This window comes from Priestia sp. JNUCC 25 (assembly GCF_053667915.1).
The window spans coordinates 35,486-59,054 of sequence record NZ_JBSJYE010000006.1 but is presented as its reverse complement, the minus strand read 5'-3'; the positions used below and the strand labels follow the sequence as shown (position 1 = coordinate 59,054).

Genomic DNA, 23,569 nt, shown 5'->3' with positions numbered 1-23,569 from the left:
TCTATGATGATACATAAATATTTATTGTTAATTTTTACATAAAAAGTTTCTATATGGTTAAATTAATAAAAATTTAAAGAAGGGTGCTTAGATCTATGCCTTCGTTTTTTAAAGATCGCAAACCAAAAAAGAAAAGATTACAGGGTGAAGAGAATCAAACTCCTGATCATCAAATAGAACGGATACAAGTTTCATTATCAGACAACCTTAACATGATTAAGCAGAAAACCGGAAATAGTTCAGATGTCGTTATTCGTGAGATAAAAATGGGAGGGGACTCCGACATAAAAACAGCGATTGTCTATGTAGAAGGAATTGTAGACAATCAGTCGATTCAAGAGTTTTTACTGCAATCTATGATGAAGGATGATTATAAAGAAGAATTAAATCAGTACAATGCGATAGACCTGCTTTCTAAAGATATAATGACAATTGGAAACATATCTTCCATCACTAACTTGGATGATTTATTTGCATCTTTAATGGCAGGAGATACTCTTATATTAGTGGATGGAGTAGATCAAGCACTGAGTGCTAGCACTAAAGGGGGAGAAAAACGTTCCATCGCGGAATCTACTACTCAAATGGTGGTGCGAGGACCAAAAGGGGCCTTTACCGAGTCTCTTGGGACCAATACAGCTATGGTACGCCGCATCATTAAAACCCCTGATTTATGGATGGAGTCTTTAAAAGTGGGACGCGTAACAAAGACAGATGTGACATTTATGTACATACATGGCATTGCCAATGATAAAGTCGTTAAAGAAATTCGTCAGCGATTGAAGCGAATTGATATCGATAGCATTTTGGAATCAGGTTATATTGAACAACTAATAGAGGATCAAACATTCACGCCTTTTCCCACTATCTACAATACGGAAAGACCTGATGTTGTAGCAGGGAATCTGTTAGAGGGGCGAATTGCTATATTTGTGGATGGGACCCCTTTTGTACTTATTGCACCAGCTGTCTTTATGCAATTCTTCCAATCGGCTGAAGATTATTATGCGCGTTTTGACATTGCAACCTCAATTCGCCTTTTACGTATCTTGATGTTCATGATTTCGCTTATCGCGCCTGCTACCTATGTCGCGGTAACAACCTTCCATCAGGAAATGGTACCAACCACGCTCATTGTAGCCATTGCGGCACAGAGGGAAGCTGTTCCTTTTCCGGCATTTGTGGAAGCCCTTCTTATGGAGCTAACCTTTGAAATCTTACGAGAAGCAGGGATACGTTTACCTAAAGCTATTGGTTCAGCCGTATCCATTGTCGGGGCCCTTGTAATTGGTCAAGCAGCCGTTCAAGCAAGTATTGTGTCACCAGCAATGGTTATCATTGTATCAATCACAGCCATCGCTAGTTTTGCCACACCATCTTTTGATATGGCGATTTCAGCTCGCTTAATTCGTTTTTTGTTTATGATTGGTGCCGCAACATTTGGTTTCTACGGCATCATTTTGTGTCTTTTAATGATGGTTGTCCATCTATGCAGTTTACGTTCCTTTGGGGTACCCTACATGGCTCCATTTGCTCCCTTCATTCCAGTAAATAATGGAGATACTGTTGTAAGATTACCATGGTGGACATTGAGACAACGACCTCGATTAATTACTGCTAATACGGTTCGAGAAGGAACAAATCAATACCCGCACCCTCCTGCATCTCGTGGTATGGTAAACCGGGAACTTGAAGAAGGTGACAACAATGAAGCGTAAAGGAGCTTTTCTCTTATTAATAATGACAATGACGCTCTTACTTACAAGTTGCTGGAGTAAAAAAGAGTTAACGGACCTTGCTATTGTATCAGCCATGGGTATCGATAAAACGAAAAATGGGAGATATCATCTAACACTTCAAATTATTAATCCAGGGAATGTGGCAGGAGGTATGCAAGGAGGCGGCGGCGGTACTCAGAGCCCTCCTATTACCATTTACTCGGCTTCAGGAAATAATATAGTCGAAGCAAGTAGACAGGCTTCAAGCAGAATTTCTCGACGATTGTATTATGCACATACAAACTTGGTCGTAGTTGGAGAAAAGTTGGCCAAAGAAGAAGGGCTTGATACATTAATTGATGGTCTAGATCGGGATCCAGAATTTCGAAATACTTCAACCATTGTGATTGCGAACCATTCAACCGCAGCTGATATTGTTAAAACGTTAACACCTGTTGATAAAATTCCAGCGAATAAAATATTAAAAACATTGGAATTCACACAAAGGAAATGGGGAGAGAATGTAAAAACATCCCTTCAAGAGGTAATGAGGAGCTTGGAATCTCCTGGAAGAGGAACCGTCGTATCAGGATTTCGTCTAGTTGGGAATCCTCAGCAAGCTCAAAAGTTGGATAACCTTCAGGAAAGTGCACCTGCAGCAACGCTTCGCGCTTCCGGAATTGCGGTTTTAAAACAGGGAAAATTAGTGGATTGGCTGTATGGAAAACCAGCAAGAGGAACGGTATGGATTCTCGACAAAATCCAAGGAACGGATATTAATATTGATTGGGCAGGAAAGAAAGAAGCTATTGCTTATCAAGCTGTACGCCAAAAAACAAGTATGTCTGCCCAAGTGAAGAATGGTCAACCTCATATTTCTGTTCATACGCGTGTTGAAGGAGACATCAGTGACATGGAGGTACCTGTTGATATCACCAATCCAAAGGTCATTACAAAAATCGAACAATCGGTGAGGAAAGAAATTAAAAAAGAGCTAAAGACAGCTATTGAACGGGCGCAAAAAAACAAAACGGATATTTTGGGATTTGGCGAAGTAGTCCATCGTACTAGACCAAATCAATTTAAGAAATTAAAAATGGAATGGAATGATGTCTACTTTCCGAAGTTAGATGTAGATATTACGGTGGAAGCCTATGTACGTCGCGCTGGCTTACGAAACAAATCGTTTCTGTCAGGGGTAAAAGAGAATCAAAAGTAAGGAAAAGGAGGTGCCAGTTGAATGGAGAAAGCTAAAATTAGTGCTAGTCAGCTCTTTATTTTAATGGTCCTGTTTGAGTTAGGGAGTGCTTTACTGGTACCTCTTGCAATAGATGCAAAACAAGATGCCTGGCTTGCTATTCTGCTTGGAATGGTATTCAGTTTCGTTCTCTTATTAGTCTATCATAGGCTTTATACCTATTATCCTGATCTTTTGCCTACAGAATATCTGCAAAAGATTCTAGGAAAAGTACTTGGAAGCGTACTAGCTTTTGTTTACATTCTTTATTTTATGTACGATGCCTCAAGGGTTCTACGCGATTTTGGTGAGATGCTGTTAACCTTTGCCTATCCGGACACACCTTTATTCATCGCGAATGCATTATTAGTGCTTGTCATTATTTATACCATTAGAAAAGGAATTGAGGTCATAGCTCGATCCGGAGAACTGCTTTTTATTTTTATGTATGTTCTTGCGGTTGCTGGGTTTATTTTAATTGTATCTTCTGGATTAATCGAGATTAAAAATTTACAACCTATTTTGGAAGAAGGTTTATTCCCTGTCCTAAAAGTGGTATTTACTCAAACGTTGTATTTCCCATTTACAGAAGTCATTGTATTTACGATGATCTTACCCTATTTAGACAACCCCAAGAAAGCAAAGGTAACTATGGTATGCGCAACAGGATTAAGTGGAATCAATTTAATTATTACCATGCTTATTAATGTCTGTGTACTCGGGGTTGATTTAACTGCACGTTCCCAATACCCACTTCTTAGTACAATTGAGAGCATCCAAGTAGCTAATTTTTTAGAACGACTTGATGTATTTTTTATGCTGGCCTTAATCATCACGATCTTCTTTAAAATCTGTGTATTATTCTACGCAGCTGTCGTAGGAACTGCTAGTTTATTTAAGATTAAATCACCTTCACGGTTATCATATCCTTTGGGACTAATCATTCTCTTTTTGTCTATTACCATTGCGAGCAATCTTCAAGAGCATAACCATGAAGGACTAAAGGTGGCCATGTTTGTTATACATATTCCTCTTCTTGCAATTGTTCCTCCTTTTCTTCTTCTTGTAGCTTTCTTTAAAAACAGGAAGAAGCATGGAGAAAACACATGAACTAGCTAATTTTTATATGTAATATTATCATTCTTGTTAAATTCTTCAGTAAAGTTCTTACCCGTGGAAAGAATACTTTTAGCCTAGAATTAACCTTAAAGCAAATCTACTATCTATTACATAATGTTCGAAAAATCGGAAGTGGTGAAAACAATAAAGAGTAATCCAAGAAAAGTAAATATTCCCTTGAATATAGTTGAAAAGGAAGGCGTATTGAATGGAAAAAGCTAAAATTAGTGCCAGCCAGCTTTTTATCTTAATGGTTTTGTTTGAGCTTGGTACTACTTTATTGTTACCTATTGCCATGGACGCAAAACAAGACTCTTGGCTTGCGATTCTGCTTGGAACAGTATTCAGTTTTGTTCTGTTTCTAGTCTATAATAAACTTTACTCGTACTATCCAGATGTTTTACCTACAGAGTATATGCAAAAAATCTTAGGTAAAACAGTAGGAAGCGTACTGGCCTTTCTTTATATCTTTTATTTTATCTATAATGTAGCAAGGGTTCTACGTGATATCGGCGAGATGCTGTTAACCTTTGCTTATCCCGATACCCCTTTGTTTATCGCGAATGCTTTATTGATCCTTGTTATTATTTATACAGTTCGCAAAGGTATCGAAGTAATAGCCCGATCAGGAGAAATCTTTTTTATCATCATGTATATTCTAGCCATCACTGGCTTTATTCTGATTGTATGTTCGGGGTTAATCGATATTGCGAACTTACAACCAGTACTTGAAGAAGGGGTATTCCCACCCTTGAAAGTTGTTTTTACTCAAATCTTGTATTTTCCTTTTAGTGAAGCGATTGTGTTTACCATGATTTTACCGTATTTAAAAAACCCAAAGAAGGCCAAAGTGACCATGTTATGTGCATCAGGATTAGCTGGCATTAACTTGACTATTACCATGCTTATTAACATTAGTGTACTAGGGGTTGATTTGACGGAACGTTCCCAATTCCCTCTTCTTAGTACCATACAAAGCATCCAAGTAGCTAACTTTTTAGAACGGCTTGACGTCTTTTTTATGATTGCTTTAGTTACCGGTGGTTTCTTTAAGATAAGCGTGTTACTTTATGCGGCTGTCATAGGAACGGCTAACTTGTTTAAGATTAAATCATCTTTACGACTGTCATATCCTATAGGGCTCATCATTTTATTTATGTCTCTGGCTATTTCCAGCAATTTTCAAGAACACCTCTCTGAAGGATTGGGGATAGAAATGTTTGTTTTGTATATGCCCCTCACTGCGATTATTCCTTTTCTGCTGCTTCTTGTTGCTTTCTTGAAAAATAGAAAGAAGCAGAGAGAGTAACAGGTTCATTTGCTTGATTTTTCTGAGGAGGAAATAACTCTTACAATCCGTGAATCCTTCTAAACTAGTGCTTATCAATGTGAATTTAAACTATGTGAGGTGATTTTTCTGTATAGTTGGTTTTATGATCATTTTGTTAATACTATCCTGTTTCCTCTTACTTGTATAATGATGGTAGCTATCATGTTGAGTGCATATGTGTACTTTAAATTAAAAAAATAGATAATTAACAGTTTCAGAGCTTGTTGATTCATAACGGAGCTTTCTCATTTAAAACTTGATTATTTATACAAGATATTGTTATTACTTATATTAATGATTTAAGAAAAGCTTGCTATCTAAAAAAGTCAATCATCATAATGAATTTCATTTGCAACAACATGGTAAAATGATCTATTTCTTCTATGATAAAGCTATTATTATTTGTGAACTTATACTTTTACGGATAGGAAATTTCACTCTGTTTCAAAAATTTAAAGGAATAAAGTCAAAGATTCTCTCAAAAAAGGATTAATTTACTTTTAATTAGTTTTTAACCATATTTTAATGCTTTGTTGTATTAATTGGATTATAATGGAATAACCAACGTGATTATCCTTCTTTTAACTTGCTTTTATCTAAAGCAAGTCTTTTTATGTTCATCCCCGAAGTAAAATAAGTAACGTTATGTGTTTGTATTCAAAACTTCAGCTTTTTCTCTTAAGATGTGTGTATAGTTGAGCGTTTGTTTTAAAATGTTCAATGTTTTGTCCATAATGGAAAGAAAATCACCCTTTTGAGTGATTTTCCTTTTTGAAGACCTAATCTATACTAGGACTGAATGTAATAATCAAGGATATATAGGTGAAAAACATATGTTTAAAAAAATATTTTTACTCGTATTGATATCTTATTTTGCTTTAGTTACACCTCTTAACGTGTCAGCACATGCTATCCTTCTAGATGCATCACCGAAAGAAGGAAGTCAATTAAAGCAAATGCCTGACAAAGTGTCATTGACGTTTAATGAACGTCTAGGAGAGGGCGTTTTTAGCCTTCAAGTACGTAATGGTAAAGGAAAACTTATTACAACTAAAAAAGCAAAAATGAATCGCGCTCATCAAACGATTTCTTTAGATGTCCCTCCTTCTAAGAAAGGCATTTATACCGTTAGCTATTCAGTCATTTCTGCAGATAGCCACCCTGTACAAGGAACATACGTCTTTTCAGTAGGGGAAAAACTGGATCAATCTAGTGTAGATGACAACAATAATAAGAATATAAACGGCAAGCAGAGTCTTTTTTATAATGTAGGATTTTCGTTGATTAAAACATTATATTATATGGCTTTGTTATGGCTAGCTGGTTTTGTATTATGGAAATGGTATGTTCCTTATCAAGCACACCAGCAAACGCAACAATATCGAAAAATTGTAAAGTATCTTCAAGCTAGTTACATAATTTTCTTGTTAATTAGTATATGCGTTCAAGGTAATGAGCTACTGAAAGGTTCTAGTCTTTCCCAAATAAAAACTTTTGTGATTCATTCCACCACAGGTTGGTCATGGATAACGTGTATTCTACTTGCATGTGTAGGTTTTCTCTTCCTATTAAGAAATAAGTGGGTTGATTTTACATGGGTAGGTTTACTGTTAGTAGCTACTACGTTAAACGGTCACGCTGTAGCATCAAACATACCAGCCTATACAATGGTTCTCGATTTAATCCATTTGCTTACAGCATCTTTATGGTCAGCAGGTTTAATCTACCTCTTCATCGCTTGGCGTAAGGAAAAAGAACAAGCATTAGCGTTCCTTCCAATTTTTTCGCGAACAGCTTTTGTTAGTCTTATGTTATTAATTCTTTCGGGTATTCTGTACACATTAAAGCTCCTTCCTGATATAACGGCACTCTTCAAAACCACATGGGGGCTTTTATTGTTAGCTAAAATATTTATCGTCATGTTAGTTGCAGGAGTAGGCATACTCATTAGAGAACATCTACGAAAACATGATCAACCAAGTCTTGCAAAGTTTTTAATTCCTGACATAAGCTTTATGCTGATCATTGTAGTAATTGTAGGAACGATTACGCATTTAAATCCAATTCCACAGAATGAACCTTTGGTTTGGAAAGAAAAGCAGCAAGGCATTGAATTCATAGTAAAAACGTCAACATTATCTCCTGGGAAGGCTTCTCTTTTTGTGAAAGCATCTTCACCAAAGGATGGATCTTCTATTCAATCTGTAGATCTTGCCCTTTCTCCTCAAAATAAAGGTGAACTTGCACCAATTGAAGTACCTTTACAAGTAAAGAAAGAAGAGAATCAGGAGAAAAAGCAATTGCAACCTAAAGTGTATGTAACGAACAACCTTGTGATTCCCTATGCGGGAAGGTGGCAGATTGCCGTACGTCTTGTTACATCAAACCTAGATGAGGTTGTGATTCATAAAGACATTGTTGTCTATGATATTAAAGAATGATTTTGGAAAGAAGGAAAAGAAATGAAAAAACAAGTAACAGCTCTTTTATCTACATTAGTTCTTTCAACGATTGCATTTGCGGGGACTGCAAGTGCTCATGTTGTCGTGTATCCTCAAGAAGCGACACAAGGCTCTTATGAAAAATTCACTGTACGCGTTCCAACTGAAAAAGATATTCCAACTACTAAAGTGAAAATTGAGATTCCGAAGGATGTAGAGGTTTCTCGATTCGAACCTATGGAAGGGTGGAAATATGACATCCAAAAGGATTCTTCAGGCTTAATTACAAGTGTCACTTGGACAGCAACTGGAGAAGGTTTATCATCTACTGAGTTTGGTGAATTTAACATGCAAGGAAAAGTAGGAGACAATGCTAAGAAAATTGTTTGGAAAGCGTATCAAACATATAAAGATGGATCAACAGTAGCATGGGAAGGACCAGCTGATGCAGAAACACCTGCATCTATTACGACAGTGGTAAAAGACAATGGCACAGAAGAAGATTCTCATACATCAGCTACTAACCAAACCACTGCCGGTAATGAAGTTACTAACAATGATTCAAATTCTACACTTCCTACTACTCTTTCTATTATTGCGTTAGTATTAGGCGTTATTTCATTACTTTTAAGCTTACGAAGAAATAAGAAGAGCTAATCTCTAAAAAGATGATAGAAAAATAAAAAGTACGCTACCTCATTTACTATTAGATTGGAGGTAGCTTTTTATTAGGGTTCACAATTATAAGGTGCCAAAATATAGTCTTTGTGGAATAATATAATTCTTCCACAAAGACTATATTTCCCCTTGTAAGCATATGTATAAAAGGTGCATAAAAAAGAAAAAGACGTCTCCGAAGAACCCTTGCCTCTGAACTGAACCCAAAAAGTTAGACAATTTATATTTAAGCAACATAGTTGGCATGAGTACGGTATTCGACTGGACTCATGCCTTTCAATTTTTCCTTAATTCGAGTGTTATTGTAGTAATGTATATATTCTTTTAGCTCTCTCTCAAAATGGTCCATATCTTTAAATTGTTGAAGGTATAAAAGCTCTGACTTCAATAAGCCAAAGAAATTCTCTATGACGGCATTATCTAGACAGTTGCCCTTACGGGACATACTTTGAATAATATTATTTTGTTGGAGTGCTTTTTTGTACTTTGACATTCTATAGTGCCAACCCTGGTCTGAATGGAGAATGACTTTTTCTCCCTGTTTTAAGCATTTTAATGCTTGATCAAGCATCTTACCTACCAAAGGATAGATAGGCTTTGATTCGATGTGATAAGAGATGATTTCACCGTTAAAAAGATCCAGTATAGGGGATAAATAAAGCTTTTTACCAAACAGGTGAAACTCTGTCACATCCGTTACCCATTTTTGATTAGGGTGAGTAGCTTGAAAATCACGCTGCAGGACATTAGGAGCTGTTTCTCCAACATTTCCTTTATAAGAACGATATTTTTTAACTCGCACTAAACATTTTAATCCTAGTTCTTTCATTAAACGACGTACAGTTTTATGATTTAGTACATAGCCTTGGCGTCTGAGTTCTAGCGTAATACGACGATATCCATAACGTCCCTTATGATGATGAAATATATCTTGGATAAGGTTTTTCATATCTCCATATTTATCAATACGATTGGAAGAAGCATTTACCCAATAATAATAGGTACTGCGCGCAAGGTTAGATACAAGTAGTAGTAATTTTAAGTCAAATTGCTTCCTTAGTTCGTGTACTACTTCTGCTTTTTCTCGTGTTGAGATGTTTTCTGAACTAAGGACTTCAACTTTTTTAAATAAGCATTCTCTGCACGTAAATATTCTAGCTCAGCTTGTAGAGCATCAATTGATTGAGTAGTAGGGTTTTCTTGTTTATTCTTTATCTTCTTCATGGATGGACGCCTCTTTCCCTTAGGTTTTAGGGCATCAATACCACCATTCTCATAAAGAGTTTGCCACCTTTTAAGCGTTCTTCTAGATTTAATATTGAAGATGGCAGCTGTTTCTCTTATTGACGTACCCTGTTCTTTCATATAGGTGAGTACATCTAGTTTATCTTTTACTGAGTACCTTGCATAGGAATTTTTAAACGTTTCGTTCCCATGATATTGAAAGCGTTGAACCCAACTGCGCACATCTCCTTCATCTGCCCCTATAGAATCTCCGATTCTTTTAAAAGACCCTTCATTAGATAAATATTTTTTCACAGCCATTAGTTTCTCTTCTTCTGAAAATCTCCTCATAAAAACTGCGCCTCCAATTGGTTAGATTATGTCTAACAATTGGGGCGCAGTTCACTCCCAAGGGTTTTTGTTTGCGTGTCTTCCGGAAAGAGACATTATGTTAACTAAACATGTATAGTATATACAGCTTAAAAAGCAGAAAAACTCCCCTATGCGAGTAAGGGAGTTTTTCTGCTTTTAAACAACAAGAATTTTACAGGATTGGTTAGATGCCTCACGGCGTCTTGAGTAGTTTGCTCAAATCATCCGATATTATTCGTGTGTAAAAATGTTTATAAAATTAAATGCATTATATAAATACTTTTTAAATATATAACTTAATATATGGAGGTGCTAGTTATGAAGAAATTTCTTTTATTAGAAAAAGTAGATGTAATGATAACAGATAATGAAGATATTATAGGGTCAATAAGAATAACTGAAGAAAATTATCAAACAGACTTTATTGTTCCCACATCTTTATATTATAGATTTACGGTAAAAAACATTTGTCATGAGTCTATCTTTTGTTCTGACCTACATAATGTAAAGCTAACAATAGAACCAGATAAAACATTGTTAACAGTTATAAATAAGGCTTTAGGATGGAACATTTATGATACAGATGAAAATAAGTTAGGTTGGAGTCAAACAGTAAAAGAGATCGAGCCTAAAAAGGTGATTGAATTTAGTCTTGTTTATATTTTAGGTGAAGAACAGAACAATGTTATATTTTCGCCTTTGCCATCAAAAGAAGCCTTACAAGAGATAAAAGATAATGCTTTGAAGGCTACTCTAGTTGTTTCACAAGATATAAAAGAAATCGCCCGGTTTAAACTAGATTTGGATAAAAATAACATTATAATATTGAATAAATAGTCATTTGTCTAGGACAAGCTCATTTTAGAGTGCATATACTAGAGTGTTCTAGGATTTCTAAACAATTGAGTCATGTTAATGCCTCTTTTCTTTTAACAATAAAATAAAACGAGAGAAAACTATTTATTAAGGCCTAAATAGTTTTCCTTTGTTTATAAAGCTAGTTTTGTTGGATTCCTAAAAAAGGTATTATGCAAACTGCTGTTGTATATAGTATTCATAGGAGAAAGACAATGTATGAATGCCAAAGTGTTAGAAATTAAGCATGGATTAGAAGGTTGTGAAAAGCAAATGTTATGGAATGTTATCAGTTTATTTTTAGCGAGAATTGGACCCATATTGGAATTAATCAATACGATTGCTTTAATATGGATCGTTGTTTTGTTAAGTAAGAAAAAAAGGTAAGAAGGTATTTTGTTAAATTCAAAATACCTTCTTACCTTTTTTCGTGCCTAGAACTTTGTTTATGCTAACTAAAGGTGTATATCATATACAGGGTGAATATTTTCTATATACTTGATAAAATGTAATAAAAAGGTGTTTATTTAAGGGGAGAAAGATGAAAAGGATATCCTTTATTGTTTTTACACTGTTTCTAATGTGGGGGTGCCAAGATAAAGATAAAGAACCTTTAGTTTTTACTGGAAAAAGCGATAATTGGACAGTAAAAGAGATTGTAAAGCCAAGCTCTGATAAAGATAAAGGAGAACCAAAGACTATTAAATTAACTTATACCGGTAAAGATATGAAATCAGTTGGAGAATTCAGTTTTAAATTAGAAGCACCAAACGGACAATGGGGTGTTTCAATTATAGAGTTAGATAAAGAGGGGAATTTTGAAGAAAAAACTAACGCAATCGTCAATAGAGAAACGTTAAAATCGGATAAGCCTATAATAATTTTGAAATGGAATGATAAAAAAGAAGAGATTATTTTAAAAAATAAATAAAGTTGAATAATCGCTACTCAACACTGGCTCCAATTGTTTGTTCAATATTCAAGAGGGGGATGTTAATGAGAAAAATATCGAAACATCATGTTGTCCAAAAAAAATACAGAGAAAAAATACAAAACAAACAAGAATCAAACACATATGCCAAAGGTTGGTTCTTATTCATTTTATTTGCTGTACTTCTCGTTGTATTAAGTTATTTTTTTGGTGGAACGTTTATGCCCTATCGAACAATGTAGGAAAATAAACGTTAATATTTTTATATTAATACCTAGAAATTACACTATGTTAACTAAATCTATATATGTCATAAATAACGATTTTAATACTTATATTTGATAAGGTGTAAATATAAGGAATTTTATGAGGTGGAAGAGTTTAAAGGCTTAAAATCTTTATGAAAAGGTTGATAAAATGAAAAAATCGTTGTTCTTAAATAAAAATTTTAAAATTTTATGGACCTCTCAGATTTTACAGACGTTAGCAAATACCTTATTAACCATTTCAGTTATGGTTAATGTCTACAAGCAAACTAATTCGGTATTAGGTTCAGGTGCTGTACTAGCATTAACTTCTCTTGCAGGATTTCTAAGCAATTTATATGCTGCTAAGTATATTAATTCATTTCATACCTTAGCTTTATTGAGATTTGTAGGATGGTCTAGAGGAGTTTTAACTTTAATATTAGGTGGATTAATTGTAACTCATTTTACATTCTCATTCACTTTATTATTGATTGTTTTATTTGTATTAAATTTTATTGGGGCTTGGTATGCACCTGCTCGAATGTCAGTCATTCCTCTAGTTGTAGAAAAAAAGGAATATATTAGAGCGAATGGTAGTCTATCTGTTGTAAATCAAATATTATTGGCTGGCCTTTGGGGAGGAGGAGGTATCTTAACCTTACTTATCTCTCCGTTTACTATGATTCTTTTAATAACGGGTTCTTTTTTTGTCTCCGGTTTTCTAATTTATAAGATTACATTACCTCATAAAGACACTACATTAACAGTTAAGAAAAAAGCTCAACCATTGTGGAGTTCAATTTATAAATCCCCCATCCTTATAAATATTACTATTATGGACTTTTTTGAAGCTTTAGCCAATGCTATATGGTCTTCTGCTTTACTATTAGCATTTACTCACGATGTACTAGGAGAGGGAGAAGATTGGTGGGGGTTTATTAATGCATCTTACTTCATTGGTGCTATTCTAGGAGGATTAATTGTTGTATATTTGTCAAGAATTTTAGAAATGAAAATGGGATACATTATAGCCTTAAGTGGTTTGTCTATGGCACTATTCACATTTATGTTTTCAACAACTTCCAGTGGAATACTTGCGCTTATTTTTTGTTTACTGATGGGTCCTTTATATCAAATCAGAGACACATGTCAGGTAACGGTCTTACAAGACATTATTAAACAGTCTGAACTTGCTAAAGTCACAGCTGCTCGAAACATCATACTTACTCCTTGGACAGGTGTTACCTATTTAATAATGGGATATTTAGGAGATATGTTAGGTGTGAAACTTGTTTTTATTTTGGCAGCTGCTCTGTATTGTGGTTCAGCTATCCTGGCTTTATCATCAAAAACTTTAAGGGATTATAATATCAAAACTGTAACGGAGCAAGAATCTCACTCTATAAAAGCTTAAGCACTTATATTACAAATTTCTAATCTGCCGATAATTCACACTATGTTAACTAAGGTTGTATATCATAGTCATCTTAAAAAACAGAAAAACCTATCTCTTCCCAGTCAAAAGAGGTAGGTTTTTTCTGCTATATTTGTTGTTTGAACGATGTTTTGTGACACCAGCTATAAAACATCCTAAAAAGGTTTACGTGGAGGTCAGTTTACTCCTACCTTACTCATTGGTCGAATCGTTTTATATTCTGGTTTCCACATAGCTTTGTCTATTAACTTTTCTACATCCTGTTCTTGAACTTTAGATACGCCATCTTTAATAGCAACTTTTGCTACAGCGATAGTCACTGTTTTCGATACTTCTTGGAGATCCTTAATATGTGGAAGTAACGTATCACCTTTGGTTTGAGTGTCAGCCATATGGGCGACTGCATTTGCAGCTTCAGCAAACATGGCCTCTGTAAATTTTTCAGCTTCTACAGCAATTGCACCTAGGCCAAGACCAGGAAATACAAATGCGTTATTAGCCTGGCCAATGTCATATGTTTTTCCTCTATACTCCACTGGATCAAATGGACTTCCTGTTGCAATTAATGCTTTGCCATCTGTCCAATTTATAATATCTTTTGGAATAGCCTCAGCTAATTTAGTAGGATTAGATAGAGGCATAATCACAGGTCGTTCTACATGACGGGCCATTTCCTTAATAATTTCTTCCTTAAACGCACCTGACACGCCTGATGTACCAATTAGGATAGTAGGTTTTACTTGTTTAATCACTTCTAATAAAGGTACTTTATTTTCCTTATCTTTTTCCCAGCTCTTTATTTCTTCTAATTTACGAGCATAAGGCTGCTGGAATGAAGCTAAATCATTTAACTCCTCTGTTAGTAGTCCTCTATAATCATAGGCCCAAAACCTATCATATGCTTCCTCTTGCGAAAGACCTTCAAGAACCATAGCACTATGGATCCGATCAGCGTTTCCAATACCTGCAGAACCTGGTCCGAAAATAACAACACGATGATCTTTTAGAGAGGTCTTTGTAATTTTTAAAGCAGTCAATATAGCACCTAATGTAATCACACCCGTACCTTGGATATCATCATTAAATGTTAAAAGGTGATTTCCATACTCTTCTATAATGCGTCTGGCATTTCTATTTCCTAAGTCCTCCCAATGCAACAATGCTTTTGGGAACTTATTTCTTATTTTATTTATAAATTGATCAATAAATTGATTGTAAGCCTCACCTTTCACACGCTCATGACGATTACCTAAATAAAGTGGATCTTTAAGTAATTCTTTATTATTGGTTCCCACGTCTAACACAACAGGAAGAACACGACTTGGATCAATACCAGCAGCAGCTGTATATACTGCTAATTTACCCACTGCAATGTTAATTCCGCCTACCCCCCAGTCCCCTATTCCAAGAATGCTTTCAGAGTCTGTAACCACGATCAAATCAATATCTTCTGAGCTTACTTCTACATTTTCTATTGCTTTGTCTATTTTGTCTGCTTCATCAATGGATAAATAAAGACCATCGGGACGGTGATATTGATGGCTATATTCCTGAATAGCTTCTCCAACGGTCGGTGTGTAAATAATGGGTAGCATTTCACTTAAATGATCTTTTAATAATCGATAAAACAATACTACATTTCGATTATGTAGATCGTTTAATAAATTATTTTTTTGTAAATCATTTGATGCATTTTTAAACTGTTGATAAGCACGTTGTACTTGCTCTTCTAATGTCAGTACAGTGGGTGGTAATAATCCATCTAAATCGAGTTCTTCTCTTTCTCTTTTTGTAAATGCAGATCCTTTGTTTAAATTAGGGCTCAATAAAATGTTTCTTCCTTTTAATGGTGTTTGAACGAAACTCTTTTGTGCTTCAGTAGAAGGTCTCATATATTATCCCCTTTCCGTTCTTAAGTGAATGTAAAAAACAATGTTTGAAATGCCATAGACATTATAATGATTTATAAAAGGTTCCTCTTACCCCATACAATACTTTTAAACGAAGGAGTGCTTCCTTAAACATATAATATGTCTGAGATAGCAATTTAAAGGTTTAAAAAGTTTTTTAGAATTTTTGAAAACATAATTTTTTAATAAGACTAGTGGTAGAGAGAAAGGCATATATGGGAGTGCACCCTAAAGTTTATTTTCCCGGAAGATCCCATTATGTAGATAAAATACAGATTATAAGAAGAAAAGCTCACCTTTTATAGGTAAGCCTGAAAATGGAAAGGGAAACATCTATGAAAAAATGCTTTACAGCATGATTAACAAGTAATTTATCATTTAATAGTGAAAAAAAGATGAAAGTTTCCGAGCAACAAACAAGAATTTCTCTTTTTTATCTAGCCTTATCGAGTGACAAGTGTATGAAAACTATGATACGTTAGCATCTCTACATATTATCTAAAATAAAAAATGAGGTGTTTGAATATGAATAAAACTGAACTAGTAGATGCTGTTGCAACAAAATCTGAACTAACGAAACAGGATTCAAAAAAGGCTGTAGACGCTTTGTTTGAAACAATTTCTAATGCACTTGCGAAAGAAGAAAAAATTCAGCTAGTCGGCTTTGGTACATTTGAAGTACGTAAACGTGCAGAACGCACAGGGCGTAATCCTCAAACAGGTGAACAAATAACAATTCCAGCTTCAAAAGTTCCAGCTTTTAAAGTCGGAAAAGAATTAAAAGAAGCTGTTAAATAAATTCTTTTATTATTCGCTTAATTGAAAAGCTCTACGATAGCATACGTAGAGCTTTTTGTTACACTGTTCACCATCGTAATTAAAAATAAGAAGCTATTAAAACTTCGTTTACTATTCGTTCTCATATCCTATAAGAACAAATGAATCAGTTTTCTAGGAAGCTATGAAATAACCTTTCTTTCCTCTGTATATTGACCTAGCTTTCTTTTTATTCGTTGAAGGGCATTATCAATGGACTTTGCATGTATGTTTAGCTTTTGAGAAATTTCTACATACGAGTATCCATCCATATACAGCAATAGTACCTTTCGCTCTAAATTGCTAAGTAATTCTTCTATTTTTTGTTTTCTATCATTAGCTTTTTCTTGATCAATAATTAATGCTTCCGGATTTGTTATTTCTCCTCCACATATTGTATCCATCAGTATATCATTTGATTCTTGATCATAAAGAGGCTTATTAAGAGAAACATAACAATTTAGAGGGCCATGCTTTCTACGGGTGGCCATTTTGATGGCAGTTATAATCTGTCTAGTAATGCAAAGTTCAGCAAAGCTCTTAAAGGAGGACATTTTGTTTTCCCTGAAGTTATGAATAGCCTTACATAAGCCAATCATTCCCTCTTGAACAATATCCTCTTTCTCAGCACCAATTAAAAAGTAGGTTCTTGCCTTCATTTGAACAAGTTTCTGATATTTGTTAATTAAGAAATCTAATGATTTATCATCCCCATCATAGATCATCTCCAATAATACGTTATCCTCTAGCTTAGAATAATTTTGAGACGGCTTTATTTCGATGCTTCTACTCACTCATATCCCTCCGTCAACTTCAATTGAGTTTTGATGTTAATAAACTAAGAGTTTTTCCTTAAACTCACTAACATAGCCCTTCAAAGTGATTTTTCATTCAGTTGAAATAGGCTAATCTATAAATAGCGTTAAATGTACAGAATAAATGGAGCTCATTGATCAACTTGATATTTCCTAAATATATCTTCACCTCTTTTGATCTCTTTGTAGTTGTAGGGAGGATAATAATAAAAAATCCAGCACCGAAATTCCAACCTTTAAATACGTTAATAACAGGCTAACCTGCTTTTTAGAAGGCTTGTTAGCAGTTAGTAAAAAACAACCCATTTGTTATAGTTTTTTGTCTAACAACTGAAATAACTTTTAATAGAAGAGTATTATTTTGAATATATATAATACTATGAGTTAAAATAATTTCTGTAATATTTTCCATTTTCATACTCAAGTGTATATCTTAATCTTGTTTGCTTTTTGTAGAGATTATCAGATAGAATATGAAACTCGTCTTTTGTTATTTTCCCCTCTAGCAAGTCTTTAAATAAATTATCTAGATGTTGATTTACTTCTTGAAGTTCCTTTTCTTTCAATCGTAATCACCTTTTAACTATTCTTTTCCTTGTTCTCGTAGTTTACTTTTGGATATCATTAACAAACTTAATAAAAGTATACATAGGAAGGTTATCCGCATACCTTTTTATTTTGCATAATATTCCTTCTTTTTATTTTCTAAAATATCCTTTAAAACGTCTATAAGAACTTTATACTGTCTTTTAATGGTGAATTTACTTTTTCTTTCACCATTTTTCTTTGATCAGAAGAAAATCTCATACTAATTTCTCTCTTCTATTCATATTTCTGTAATTTGTTACTACTCCCTTATTAAAAACTCCCCCCTCTATACTTAAGACAATTTAAAACGCCAGCTTATAACTAATATTCAATACGCAGAAAAGTTGCCTCTTTTGGCTGGAACTTTTAAGGAAGTGTGCTTGATTTTATAAACTTTTTATAGTGACCGTTATGTATAAAAATATGCCAATCATAGATTAATTTGTATATAACACAGCTTGATGCAGACTAGAGAACGTTTTAATACTATTTATTTCTATTCCTAAGTTGACCATGGTTTGGGCGATTTCTGGACGAATTCCACTAAGAATAACACTAATTCCTATTAATTTCAGTGCTGAGATGACTTTAAAAATCTGATCTGCAACCATAGTATCAATAATAGGGACAGCTGATAAATCAATAATAAGCAATTTTAAATGATAGTCACTCCCTTTTGCTAATGCATTCTCCATCAAAATCTGTGCTCTTTTTGTATCTAGGTCTCCTACTAGAGGAAGGATACCGATTTCTTCAGTCATACGAACAATAGGTACTGAAAGCTCATCGATAGCATACTGAGCTTGTTTAATTTTATTTGTATAGTCTTGGAGATAAGAATTACTCACCAATTGTACAGCACTATCTACAACTTTATTAAAATGAGAAATAACCTCATAAAAAGTGTTAAGAGAGAATTTTTTATTACTTGCTTCTTCCTTAATAATTTGTCCAATTATATCTCGATAAAAACTAATCTCTTCTAAAGCTATGTCTAAGGGAAGTCCATGTTCTACTATTAAATTAGACATCTCTTGATCCCATTGGCAAAGCATTTCAGCAGCTCCAGCTTTCTCTAAAACGATAGACTCAGCATAAAACGTAAGAAGATTAATTCGAAATGTTGTCAAGTCTGTACCAATGTTATAAACATCAGACGAGTCTTGCCTCTTTCTTTCAGCAAGTTCTTTTCTACGTTCTATAATAATTTTTTTAATAGGTTGTAAATGCCCATTTTTTATAAGTTGCATATCGCTTGTCTCCTTTTCCTATTTATATAAAGAACTACACATTATTATCTATTTCTTTATATAAATAGAAAGCCCTTCTTTTCAAGAAAAACTTTTACTTGTATAGATTAAGTAATACTATAATATGTTACCTAAAAGTGTAGATATAAAAAATAATTATATACGTGTTCTTAAAGATGAAAAATACGATATCCTTCAAATGTAATTCTTGTATTTGATTTAAGGATATATGATAAATACAACATAATTAGCAAGTTTCAATATATATGGTAAAAAAGATGGATGTAAAATGCATGTTTTGAGGGTAAAAATATAGAGAGTCTTCTCTAAAAGTATGTCTATTGTCATTAGTACAAGGAAGGAGGACTTTTTTGTATACAAAGATTGAAAGCGAAGATAGATAATAATTCATTTATTGATATGGGTTAATTAGGGATAAAAATAACCAGCAAAAAATAGGGGGCGTATTCAAAATGGAAGCGATTTATAATCAGAGAGAGAAAATGACTGATTTTATTAGAGATAACAAACAGAATTTCCAGGATAAGCTCTTATCTGAGGCGGTTAACGTAGCCTCTAAGATTAACGACATTTTAGAAACCGGAAATATCGACCTTTTAAAAAATGCTCAAAAGTTAGCTCTATACGTTGTAGAACAAAAAGAAGAACAGCTCATTGCATTCGCTCAGCAAGAAGGCGTAGCCTGGGCAGAACACGCCTTAACTCTTGCTTTTAAACTAGAATGGGTACAGGCCATTAGGCGAACGTTGTGGCATTTTCTCTATCAATATGATCGAATAAATAATCTGTTTAATAGCCGTGAAGAATTTTATGCCTTAGAGAAGCGTATTAATGATGGGATTGATCAATTTCTTAACACGTTTCTCATTAGTTATTCAAAGTATAAAGATGAATTAATTGCCTCACAGAAGAACTTAGTTGAACATCTATCGGTGCCCGTTATACCACTCAGTCAATCTGTAGCTGTATTACCGTTGATTGGAAAGGTTGATACCTACCGTATCCAAACCATTGAGGAGAAAGTTTTAATAGCCATCTCAGATTTAAAGATTCAAACATTAATTATAGATTTGTCCGGCATTGCCAACATGGAGATGTATGTTATTGACCATTTCCAAAAAATATTAACTGGTATTTCAATGATGGGAAGTAAAGCTATTCTTACAGGTCTACGTGCTGATCTAGTTAGGACAATGATTCACTCAGGAATCTCTTTTGAGGATAAGGCAGAAGCAAAAGGGACGTTACAACAAACTTTAAAAGAATATTTAGAACAGGACCGCCTCTAGAAGAAATAGAGAAGGTTTCTCTATACACAGAAATGCAGATGAGTTTGCGAAAATACATTTGTATTGAAAAAGGAAATAAATTCTATTCTAGCTTAGAAATAATTACTTGGATAACCCTAGAGATATAACTCTAGGGTTGTTTTTCTATATTACCGATAATTTTAATTATGTAAACTAATGGTTCATATCACATATATTCTGTTTACACTTAATTTTATACGGAATGAGGATTTACATCATCTTGAGTAGTTGCTCATCGTATCAATAATAATTCTTCTAGTTTCCTTTTTTTACATTAAGTCTCAATTAATTACATAAAAAAGGCTCGTATTGAAGGTTTTTTAAGAAATTCGTCGAATGAAAATTACTTATTTAGAATATTTTGTAATTTATTGATAATACCTTATAAATCCTAATTAGAAGAGTTGGAGGAATCATGAATGTTAAAAGAAGAAGGTGAAAAGTTCGATCAGGAATGGATAAGTCTTATTGAAGAAGCATATTATTTAGGTCTTTCAATTGCAGAAATAAAAGAATTTATATATTCAAAGCAAAAAGAGCCTGTTTCTAAATGATTCAGGCTTTTTTTGCTTCTTATAATACCTGTTATGTTAACTAATAACGTATAATATATACGTCTTCATTTAGTGTAATGTATGAATTAAAATAAACATTCTAACAAACAATTTGTACCGGCTAATGATAAATCTAAAACAGGAGATATAATAAAGTAAAGAGGCTATGTATGTAGGAGGAATATTGATGATACAACAAAGCAAAAGACCGAACTTTAAGGTTTCACACGTTCTCCGGCTTATCTTAAATACAGCATTGATTTTACTAGCTGTTACTTTATCCGTTTTGCTTGGTAAGGAAATTTTCCATTTCATTCATTTTTCTATTTTTAATCGAGGAATTGAGACTCACTACAAAATTCTTGAAAGTATCTTAGTTTTCTTTCTGTACTTTGAATTCATTGCAATGATCGTAAAATATTTTCAAGAGAATTATCACTTTCCTCTACGTTACTTTCTTTATATTGGCATTACTGCATTGATACGTCTGGTTATTGTGGAGCATGATAACCCAGTTAATACACTTTTGCACACTTGCGCTATTCTTGTGTTAACTATCAGTTACGCTATTATAAAGTTTTCGTCGAAACAAAAGGAGAAACTATAATTATGCCTTGTTAAAAATAGGATATCTTTTTGTTGTGTATTTTTGTGGAGAATACCAGTACGAAAGCTTTCAAGGGGATCTATACATTTATATACATAAGTCACTTCCGAAAATTCACATCATATTAATAAGCAATATAACCAAGAAAAAATACTGACGTTTTAGTATGTAGGAGTGTACGGCATTCTTTACCTAATTGACTATGTTCATTCATAGTGTTTAGGACAGTTAACGTTCTTTCTTTTAAGGAAAAAAGGGTTATAACGACATCGTTATAACCCTTTTCACACATGGCAAATATGAGTTTGAAATTGACAAGGAGATGAAAGGCAATGAATTTCTTTATTTCTTAGTGAAATTCTTTTCTTTCAACAGGTTTATTATCGCTGAATATCTCCCTATTATCCATCCAATATTTACCTTGAATCGTTTTTGCGAACAAAAGGAATGTTAAAAGCGTACAAGGAGGTGAATTAATATGTCAAACAACAACAGTGGTAGTCGTAATCAATTATTAGTACGTGGTGCTGAGCAAGCAATCGATCAATTGAAATATGAGATCGCTAGCGAATTTGGTGTAAACCTTGGTGCTGAAGCAACAGCTCGTGCTAATGGTTCAGTTGGTGGAGAAATCACAAAACGTCTTGTAGCTACAGCTCAACAACAATTAGCTGGCGGTGTCTCAGGACAATCTGGTACTTCTCGCTAATAAGTCATTAAAAATATGAGAAAATAGAGTACTTACTTTATTTTTATTCATTTAACATCGCTAGATAATTAAATAAATCTTGATGGCTTTGGCTACCTACAAATGTAGGTAGCCTTCTTATTTTTAAGAAAATAGCTCTTGATGAAGTGTTTCTTTTTTATTTGCTTCTTTCTTAGAATGCTTATTATGGTTTTTATATGAAATATCAATTTTTTGTAATTCCAGAGAACTTCCCTTTTAAAACTTCTTCTTCATTTTTATTTCATCATTTCATATTTTTTACTCCATTTCCCCATACTTTCTAGGATAGGTGTAAACCCCTTTCCTGCTTCTGTTAAGGAGTATTCTACTTTTGGAGGTACTTGTTGGTATACTTTTCTTATAACCATTTGGTCTCTTTCTAGTTCTCTTAACTGGCTAGTTAAAATTCCTTTTGAAATACCAGGAACCAGTCGTTGAAGTTCCCCAAATCGTAGGGTCTGTTTACTTAAATGCCAAAGAATGATAATTTTCCATTTTCCTGCGATGATATTTTGCGTTGCCGTGACCGGACAGACTTCTATCTGTTCTGGGGGTGTTTCACCCTCAAATCGAGTTCGTGCCATATTCAAACCCTCTCTTTTCTTAATGGTCATATTTTTGTGACTACGTCATAAAAATATGACTACTTTTATTTTCTTTTCTAATGTCATAATATATGAATATACGTTAATAAACAATAAAACTAAGGGGGATTTATGATGAAAATCGCGATTATTGGTGCGACTGGTAAAGTTGGAAAGCTTATTATGAAAGAAGCTATGGATAGAGGATTTGACGTAACCGCAATTGTTCGAAATGCTTCAAAAGTCACAGAACCAAATGTGACTATTCTTGAGAACGATATTTTTACTCTTACAGCCTCAGACCTAAAAGCATTTGATGTTGTAGTTAGCACATATCGAGCACCCCAAGGAGAAGAACAGTTATATATAGAAGCAGGAAGAGTTTTAGTTGAAGCTCTTAAAGGTAATTTAGATACAAAATTAATCGTCGTGGGTGGTGCTGGAAGTCTATTTGTAGACGAAGAGAAGACAAAAAGACTGATGGACACGCCTGATTTTCCAGATTTTGTTCTACCAACGGCATTTAATGCAGGAAAACAACTTGAGGAGTTACAAAATTCAGAGTCTATTGCATGGACATACATTAGTCCTGCAGGTTTTTTTGATCCACAAGGAAAGAGAACAGGTTCTTATAAAACAGGAAAAGATCATGTCATACTAAATAGTGAAGGTCAAAGTTATATCAGTTATGCTGACTATGCTATTGCCGTAATAGATGAAATCGAAAAGCCACAACATGTGAATGAAAGATTTACGGTTGTTGGTGAAACAGAATAACTAACACAATATAAAAGAC

General features: G+C 33.9%; 23 protein-coding genes. 17 read left to right on the top strand and 6 right to left on the bottom strand.

Annotation, left to right across the window (positions count from 1 at the left end):
* Positions 1-95 precede the first annotated feature (95 nt).
* From JNUCC25_RS28210 to JNUCC25_RS28185, 6 genes are all read left to right on the top strand, one after another.
* Positions 96-1,718 carry a spore germination protein gene (locus tag JNUCC25_RS28210; RefSeq protein WP_454223541.1) on the top strand — a complete coding sequence of 541 codons (1,623 nt, stop codon included), beginning with the start codon at positions 96-98 and terminating at the stop codon, positions 1,716-1,718.
* Positions 1,708-2,937 carry a Ger(x)C family spore germination protein gene (locus tag JNUCC25_RS28205; protein ID WP_454223540.1) on the top strand — a complete coding sequence of 410 codons (1,230 nt, stop codon included), beginning with the start codon at positions 1,708-1,710 and terminating at the stop codon, positions 2,935-2,937. The genes JNUCC25_RS28210 and JNUCC25_RS28205 overlap by 11 nt, the downstream gene beginning before the upstream one ends.
* A gap of 21 nt (positions 2,938-2,958) precedes the next feature.
* Positions 2,959-4,065, top strand: a complete 1,107-nt coding sequence (locus JNUCC25_RS28200; protein ID WP_454223539.1) for a GerAB/ArcD/ProY family transporter — start codon at positions 2,959-2,961, stop codon at positions 4,063-4,065.
* A gap of 217 nt (positions 4,066-4,282) precedes the next feature.
* Positions 4,283-5,383: a GerAB/ArcD/ProY family transporter gene (locus tag JNUCC25_RS28195; protein WP_029325676.1), complete on the top strand. Its 1,101-nt coding sequence runs from the start codon at positions 4,283-4,285 to the stop codon at positions 5,381-5,383.
* A gap of 854 nt (positions 5,384-6,237) precedes the next feature.
* The gene (locus tag JNUCC25_RS28190) at positions 6,238-7,845 is read left to right on the top strand and encodes a copper resistance protein CopC (RefSeq protein WP_454223538.1); all 1,608 of its coding nucleotides are present in this window, start codon (positions 6,238-6,240) and stop codon (positions 7,843-7,845) included.
* A gap of 21 nt (positions 7,846-7,866) precedes the next feature.
* Positions 7,867-8,502 carry a YcnI family copper-binding membrane protein gene (locus JNUCC25_RS28185; protein ID WP_454223537.1) on the top strand — a complete coding sequence of 212 codons (636 nt, stop codon included), beginning with the start codon at positions 7,867-7,869 and terminating at the stop codon, positions 8,500-8,502.
* A 247-nt stretch (positions 8,503-8,749) separates the two neighbouring features.
* Here the strand turns inward: JNUCC25_RS28185 and JNUCC25_RS28180 are convergent.
* Positions 8,750-10,098 (bottom strand): IS3 family transposase gene (locus JNUCC25_RS28180; protein ID WP_454223148.1). Its coding sequence is split into 2 segments (ribosomal slippage): positions 8,750-9,651 and positions 9,651-10,098, totalling 1,350 coding nucleotides; the frame shifts between segments, so codons are not numbered across the junction.
* Positions 10,099-10,437: 339 nt separating this feature from the next.
* Here JNUCC25_RS28180 and JNUCC25_RS28175 point away from each other — a divergent pair.
* The 5 genes from JNUCC25_RS28175 to JNUCC25_RS28155 all read left to right on the top strand — a co-directional run bounded on the left by JNUCC25_RS28175 (position 10,438) and on the right by JNUCC25_RS28155 (position 13,567).
* Complete coding sequence (locus JNUCC25_RS28175) at positions 10,438-10,956, top strand: hypothetical protein (RefSeq protein ID WP_454223536.1); 519 nt, start codon at positions 10,438-10,440, stop codon at positions 10,954-10,956.
* 237 nt (positions 10,957-11,193) lie between these two features.
* On the top strand, positions 11,194-11,361 hold the full coding sequence (locus JNUCC25_RS28170) for a hypothetical protein (protein WP_454223535.1): 168 nt from the start codon (positions 11,194-11,196) through the stop codon (positions 11,359-11,361).
* Between the two features lie 154 nt (positions 11,362-11,515).
* Positions 11,516-11,905 (top strand): hypothetical protein, encoded by a 390-nt coding sequence (locus JNUCC25_RS28165; protein ID WP_454223534.1) that lies wholly within the window; start codon positions 11,516-11,518, stop codon positions 11,903-11,905.
* Between the two features lie 65 nt (positions 11,906-11,970).
* The gene (locus JNUCC25_RS28160; protein WP_454223533.1) at positions 11,971-12,147 is read left to right on the top strand and encodes a hypothetical protein; all 177 of its coding nucleotides are present in this window, start codon (positions 11,971-11,973) and stop codon (positions 12,145-12,147) included.
* 175 nt (positions 12,148-12,322) lie between these two features.
* The gene (locus JNUCC25_RS28155; protein ID WP_454223532.1) at positions 12,323-13,567 is read left to right on the top strand and encodes an MFS transporter; all 1,245 of its coding nucleotides are present in this window, start codon (positions 12,323-12,325) and stop codon (positions 13,565-13,567) included.
* A gap of 197 nt (positions 13,568-13,764) precedes the next feature.
* Here the strand turns inward: JNUCC25_RS28155 and JNUCC25_RS28150 are convergent, their stop codons facing one another.
* Entirely contained in the window at positions 13,765-15,480 is a 1,716-nt protein-coding gene (locus tag JNUCC25_RS28150; protein WP_454223531.1) for an NAD-dependent malic enzyme, read from the bottom strand.
* Positions 15,481-16,023: 543 nt separating this feature from the next.
* On the opposite strand from JNUCC25_RS28150, the gene JNUCC25_RS28145 reads away from it, so the two are divergent.
* Positions 16,024-16,296: an HU family DNA-binding protein gene (locus JNUCC25_RS28145; protein ID WP_454223530.1), complete on the top strand. Its 273-nt coding sequence runs from the start codon at positions 16,024-16,026 to the stop codon at positions 16,294-16,296.
* Positions 16,297-16,457: 161 nt separating this feature from the next.
* Here the strand turns inward: JNUCC25_RS28145 and sigH are convergent, their stop codons facing one another.
* From sigH to JNUCC25_RS28130, 3 genes are all read right to left on the bottom strand, one after another.
* Complete coding sequence (gene sigH / locus JNUCC25_RS28140; RefSeq protein ID WP_454223529.1) at positions 16,458-17,108, bottom strand: RNA polymerase sporulation sigma factor SigH; 651 nt, start codon at positions 17,106-17,108, stop codon at positions 16,458-16,460.
* A gap of 398 nt (positions 17,109-17,506) precedes the next feature.
* Positions 17,507-17,695, bottom strand: coding sequence for a hypothetical protein (locus JNUCC25_RS28135; RefSeq protein WP_454223528.1), 189 nt, complete (start codon positions 17,693-17,695; stop codon positions 17,507-17,509).
* A gap of 459 nt (positions 17,696-18,154) precedes the next feature.
* A complete protein-coding gene (locus JNUCC25_RS28130; RefSeq protein ID WP_454223527.1) occupies positions 18,155-18,967 on the bottom strand; it encodes an STAS domain-containing protein in 813 nt (270 codons plus the stop codon).
* 473 nt (positions 18,968-19,440) lie between these two features.
* On the opposite strand from JNUCC25_RS28130, the gene JNUCC25_RS28125 reads away from it, so the two are divergent.
* The 4 genes from JNUCC25_RS28125 to JNUCC25_RS28110 all read left to right on the top strand — a co-directional run bounded on the left by JNUCC25_RS28125 (position 19,441) and on the right by JNUCC25_RS28110 (position 22,168).
* On the top strand, positions 19,441-20,277 hold the full coding sequence (locus tag JNUCC25_RS28125; protein WP_454223526.1) for an STAS domain-containing protein: 837 nt from the start codon (positions 19,441-19,443) through the stop codon (positions 20,275-20,277).
* A 440-nt stretch (positions 20,278-20,717) separates the two neighbouring features.
* On the top strand, positions 20,718-20,852 hold the full coding sequence (sinI, locus tag JNUCC25_RS28120) for a DNA-binding anti-repressor SinI (protein ID WP_454223525.1): 135 nt from the start codon (positions 20,718-20,720) through the stop codon (positions 20,850-20,852).
* Positions 20,853-21,039: 187 nt separating this feature from the next.
* Positions 21,040-21,459: a phosphate-starvation-inducible protein PsiE gene (gene psiE / locus JNUCC25_RS28115; RefSeq protein WP_029325326.1), complete on the top strand. Its 420-nt coding sequence runs from the start codon at positions 21,040-21,042 to the stop codon at positions 21,457-21,459.
* A 478-nt stretch (positions 21,460-21,937) separates the two neighbouring features.
* Complete coding sequence (locus tag JNUCC25_RS28110) at positions 21,938-22,168, top strand: alpha/beta-type small acid-soluble spore protein (protein WP_029325325.1); 231 nt, start codon at positions 21,938-21,940, stop codon at positions 22,166-22,168.
* A gap of 257 nt (positions 22,169-22,425) precedes the next feature.
* On the opposite strand, the gene JNUCC25_RS28105 is transcribed toward JNUCC25_RS28110, so the two are convergent.
* Positions 22,426-22,773, bottom strand: coding sequence for a winged helix-turn-helix transcriptional regulator (locus JNUCC25_RS28105; protein WP_029325324.1), 348 nt, complete (start codon positions 22,771-22,773; stop codon positions 22,426-22,428).
* 135 nt (positions 22,774-22,908) lie between these two features.
* Here JNUCC25_RS28105 and JNUCC25_RS28100 point away from each other — a divergent pair, with 135 nt between their 5' ends.
* Positions 22,909-23,550, top strand: coding sequence for an NAD(P)-dependent oxidoreductase (locus JNUCC25_RS28100; RefSeq protein ID WP_029325323.1), 642 nt, complete (start codon positions 22,909-22,911; stop codon positions 23,548-23,550).
* Positions 23,551-23,569 lie beyond the last annotated feature (19 nt).

Excerpts from the sequence above, each read along its gene's own strand:
- JNUCC25_RS28210 (WP_454223541.1), top strand. The coding sequence starts at position 96 with ATGCCTTCGTTTTTTAAAGATCGCAAACCAAAAAAGAAAAGATTACAG.
- JNUCC25_RS28205 (WP_454223540.1), top strand. The coding sequence starts at position 1,708 with ATGAAGCGTAAAGGAGCTTTTCTCTTATTAATAATGACAATGACGCTC.
- JNUCC25_RS28200 (WP_454223539.1), top strand. The coding sequence starts at position 2,959 with ATGGAGAAAGCTAAAATTAGTGCTAGTCAGCTCTTTATTTTAATGGTC.
- JNUCC25_RS28195 (WP_029325676.1), top strand. The coding sequence starts at position 4,283 with ATGGAAAAAGCTAAAATTAGTGCCAGCCAGCTTTTTATCTTAATGGTT.
- JNUCC25_RS28190 (WP_454223538.1), top strand. The coding sequence starts at position 6,238 with ATGTTTAAAAAAATATTTTTACTCGTATTGATATCTTATTTTGCTTTA.
- JNUCC25_RS28185 (WP_454223537.1), top strand. The coding sequence starts at position 7,867 with ATGAAAAAACAAGTAACAGCTCTTTTATCTACATTAGTTCTTTCAACG.
- JNUCC25_RS28175 (WP_454223536.1), top strand. The coding sequence starts at position 10,438 with ATGAAGAAATTTCTTTTATTAGAAAAAGTAGATGTAATGATAACAGAT.
- JNUCC25_RS28170 (WP_454223535.1), top strand. The coding sequence starts at position 11,194 with ATGAATGCCAAAGTGTTAGAAATTAAGCATGGATTAGAAGGTTGTGAA.
- JNUCC25_RS28165 (WP_454223534.1), top strand. The coding sequence starts at position 11,516 with ATGAAAAGGATATCCTTTATTGTTTTTACACTGTTTCTAATGTGGGGG.
- JNUCC25_RS28160 (WP_454223533.1), top strand. The coding sequence starts at position 11,971 with ATGAGAAAAATATCGAAACATCATGTTGTCCAAAAAAAATACAGAGAA.
- JNUCC25_RS28155 (WP_454223532.1), top strand. The coding sequence starts at position 12,323 with ATGAAAAAATCGTTGTTCTTAAATAAAAATTTTAAAATTTTATGGACC.
- JNUCC25_RS28150 (WP_454223531.1), bottom strand. The coding sequence starts at position 15,480 with ATGAGACCTTCTACTGAAGCACAAAAGAGTTTCGTTCAAACACCATTA.
- JNUCC25_RS28145 (WP_454223530.1), top strand. The coding sequence starts at position 16,024 with ATGAATAAAACTGAACTAGTAGATGCTGTTGCAACAAAATCTGAACTA.
- JNUCC25_RS28130 (WP_454223527.1), bottom strand. The coding sequence starts at position 18,967 with ATGCAACTTATAAAAAATGGGCATTTACAACCTATTAAAAAAATTATT.
- JNUCC25_RS28125 (WP_454223526.1), top strand. The coding sequence starts at position 19,441 with ATGGAAGCGATTTATAATCAGAGAGAGAAAATGACTGATTTTATTAGA.
- sinI (WP_454223525.1), top strand. The coding sequence starts at position 20,718 with ATGTTAAAAGAAGAAGGTGAAAAGTTCGATCAGGAATGGATAAGTCTT.
- psiE (WP_029325326.1), top strand. The coding sequence starts at position 21,040 with ATGATACAACAAAGCAAAAGACCGAACTTTAAGGTTTCACACGTTCTC.
- JNUCC25_RS28110 (WP_029325325.1), top strand. The coding sequence starts at position 21,938 with ATGTCAAACAACAACAGTGGTAGTCGTAATCAATTATTAGTACGTGGT.
- JNUCC25_RS28105 (WP_029325324.1), bottom strand. The coding sequence starts at position 22,773 with ATGGCACGAACTCGATTTGAGGGTGAAACACCCCCAGAACAGATAGAA.
- JNUCC25_RS28100 (WP_029325323.1), top strand. The coding sequence starts at position 22,909 with ATGAAAATCGCGATTATTGGTGCGACTGGTAAAGTTGGAAAGCTTATT.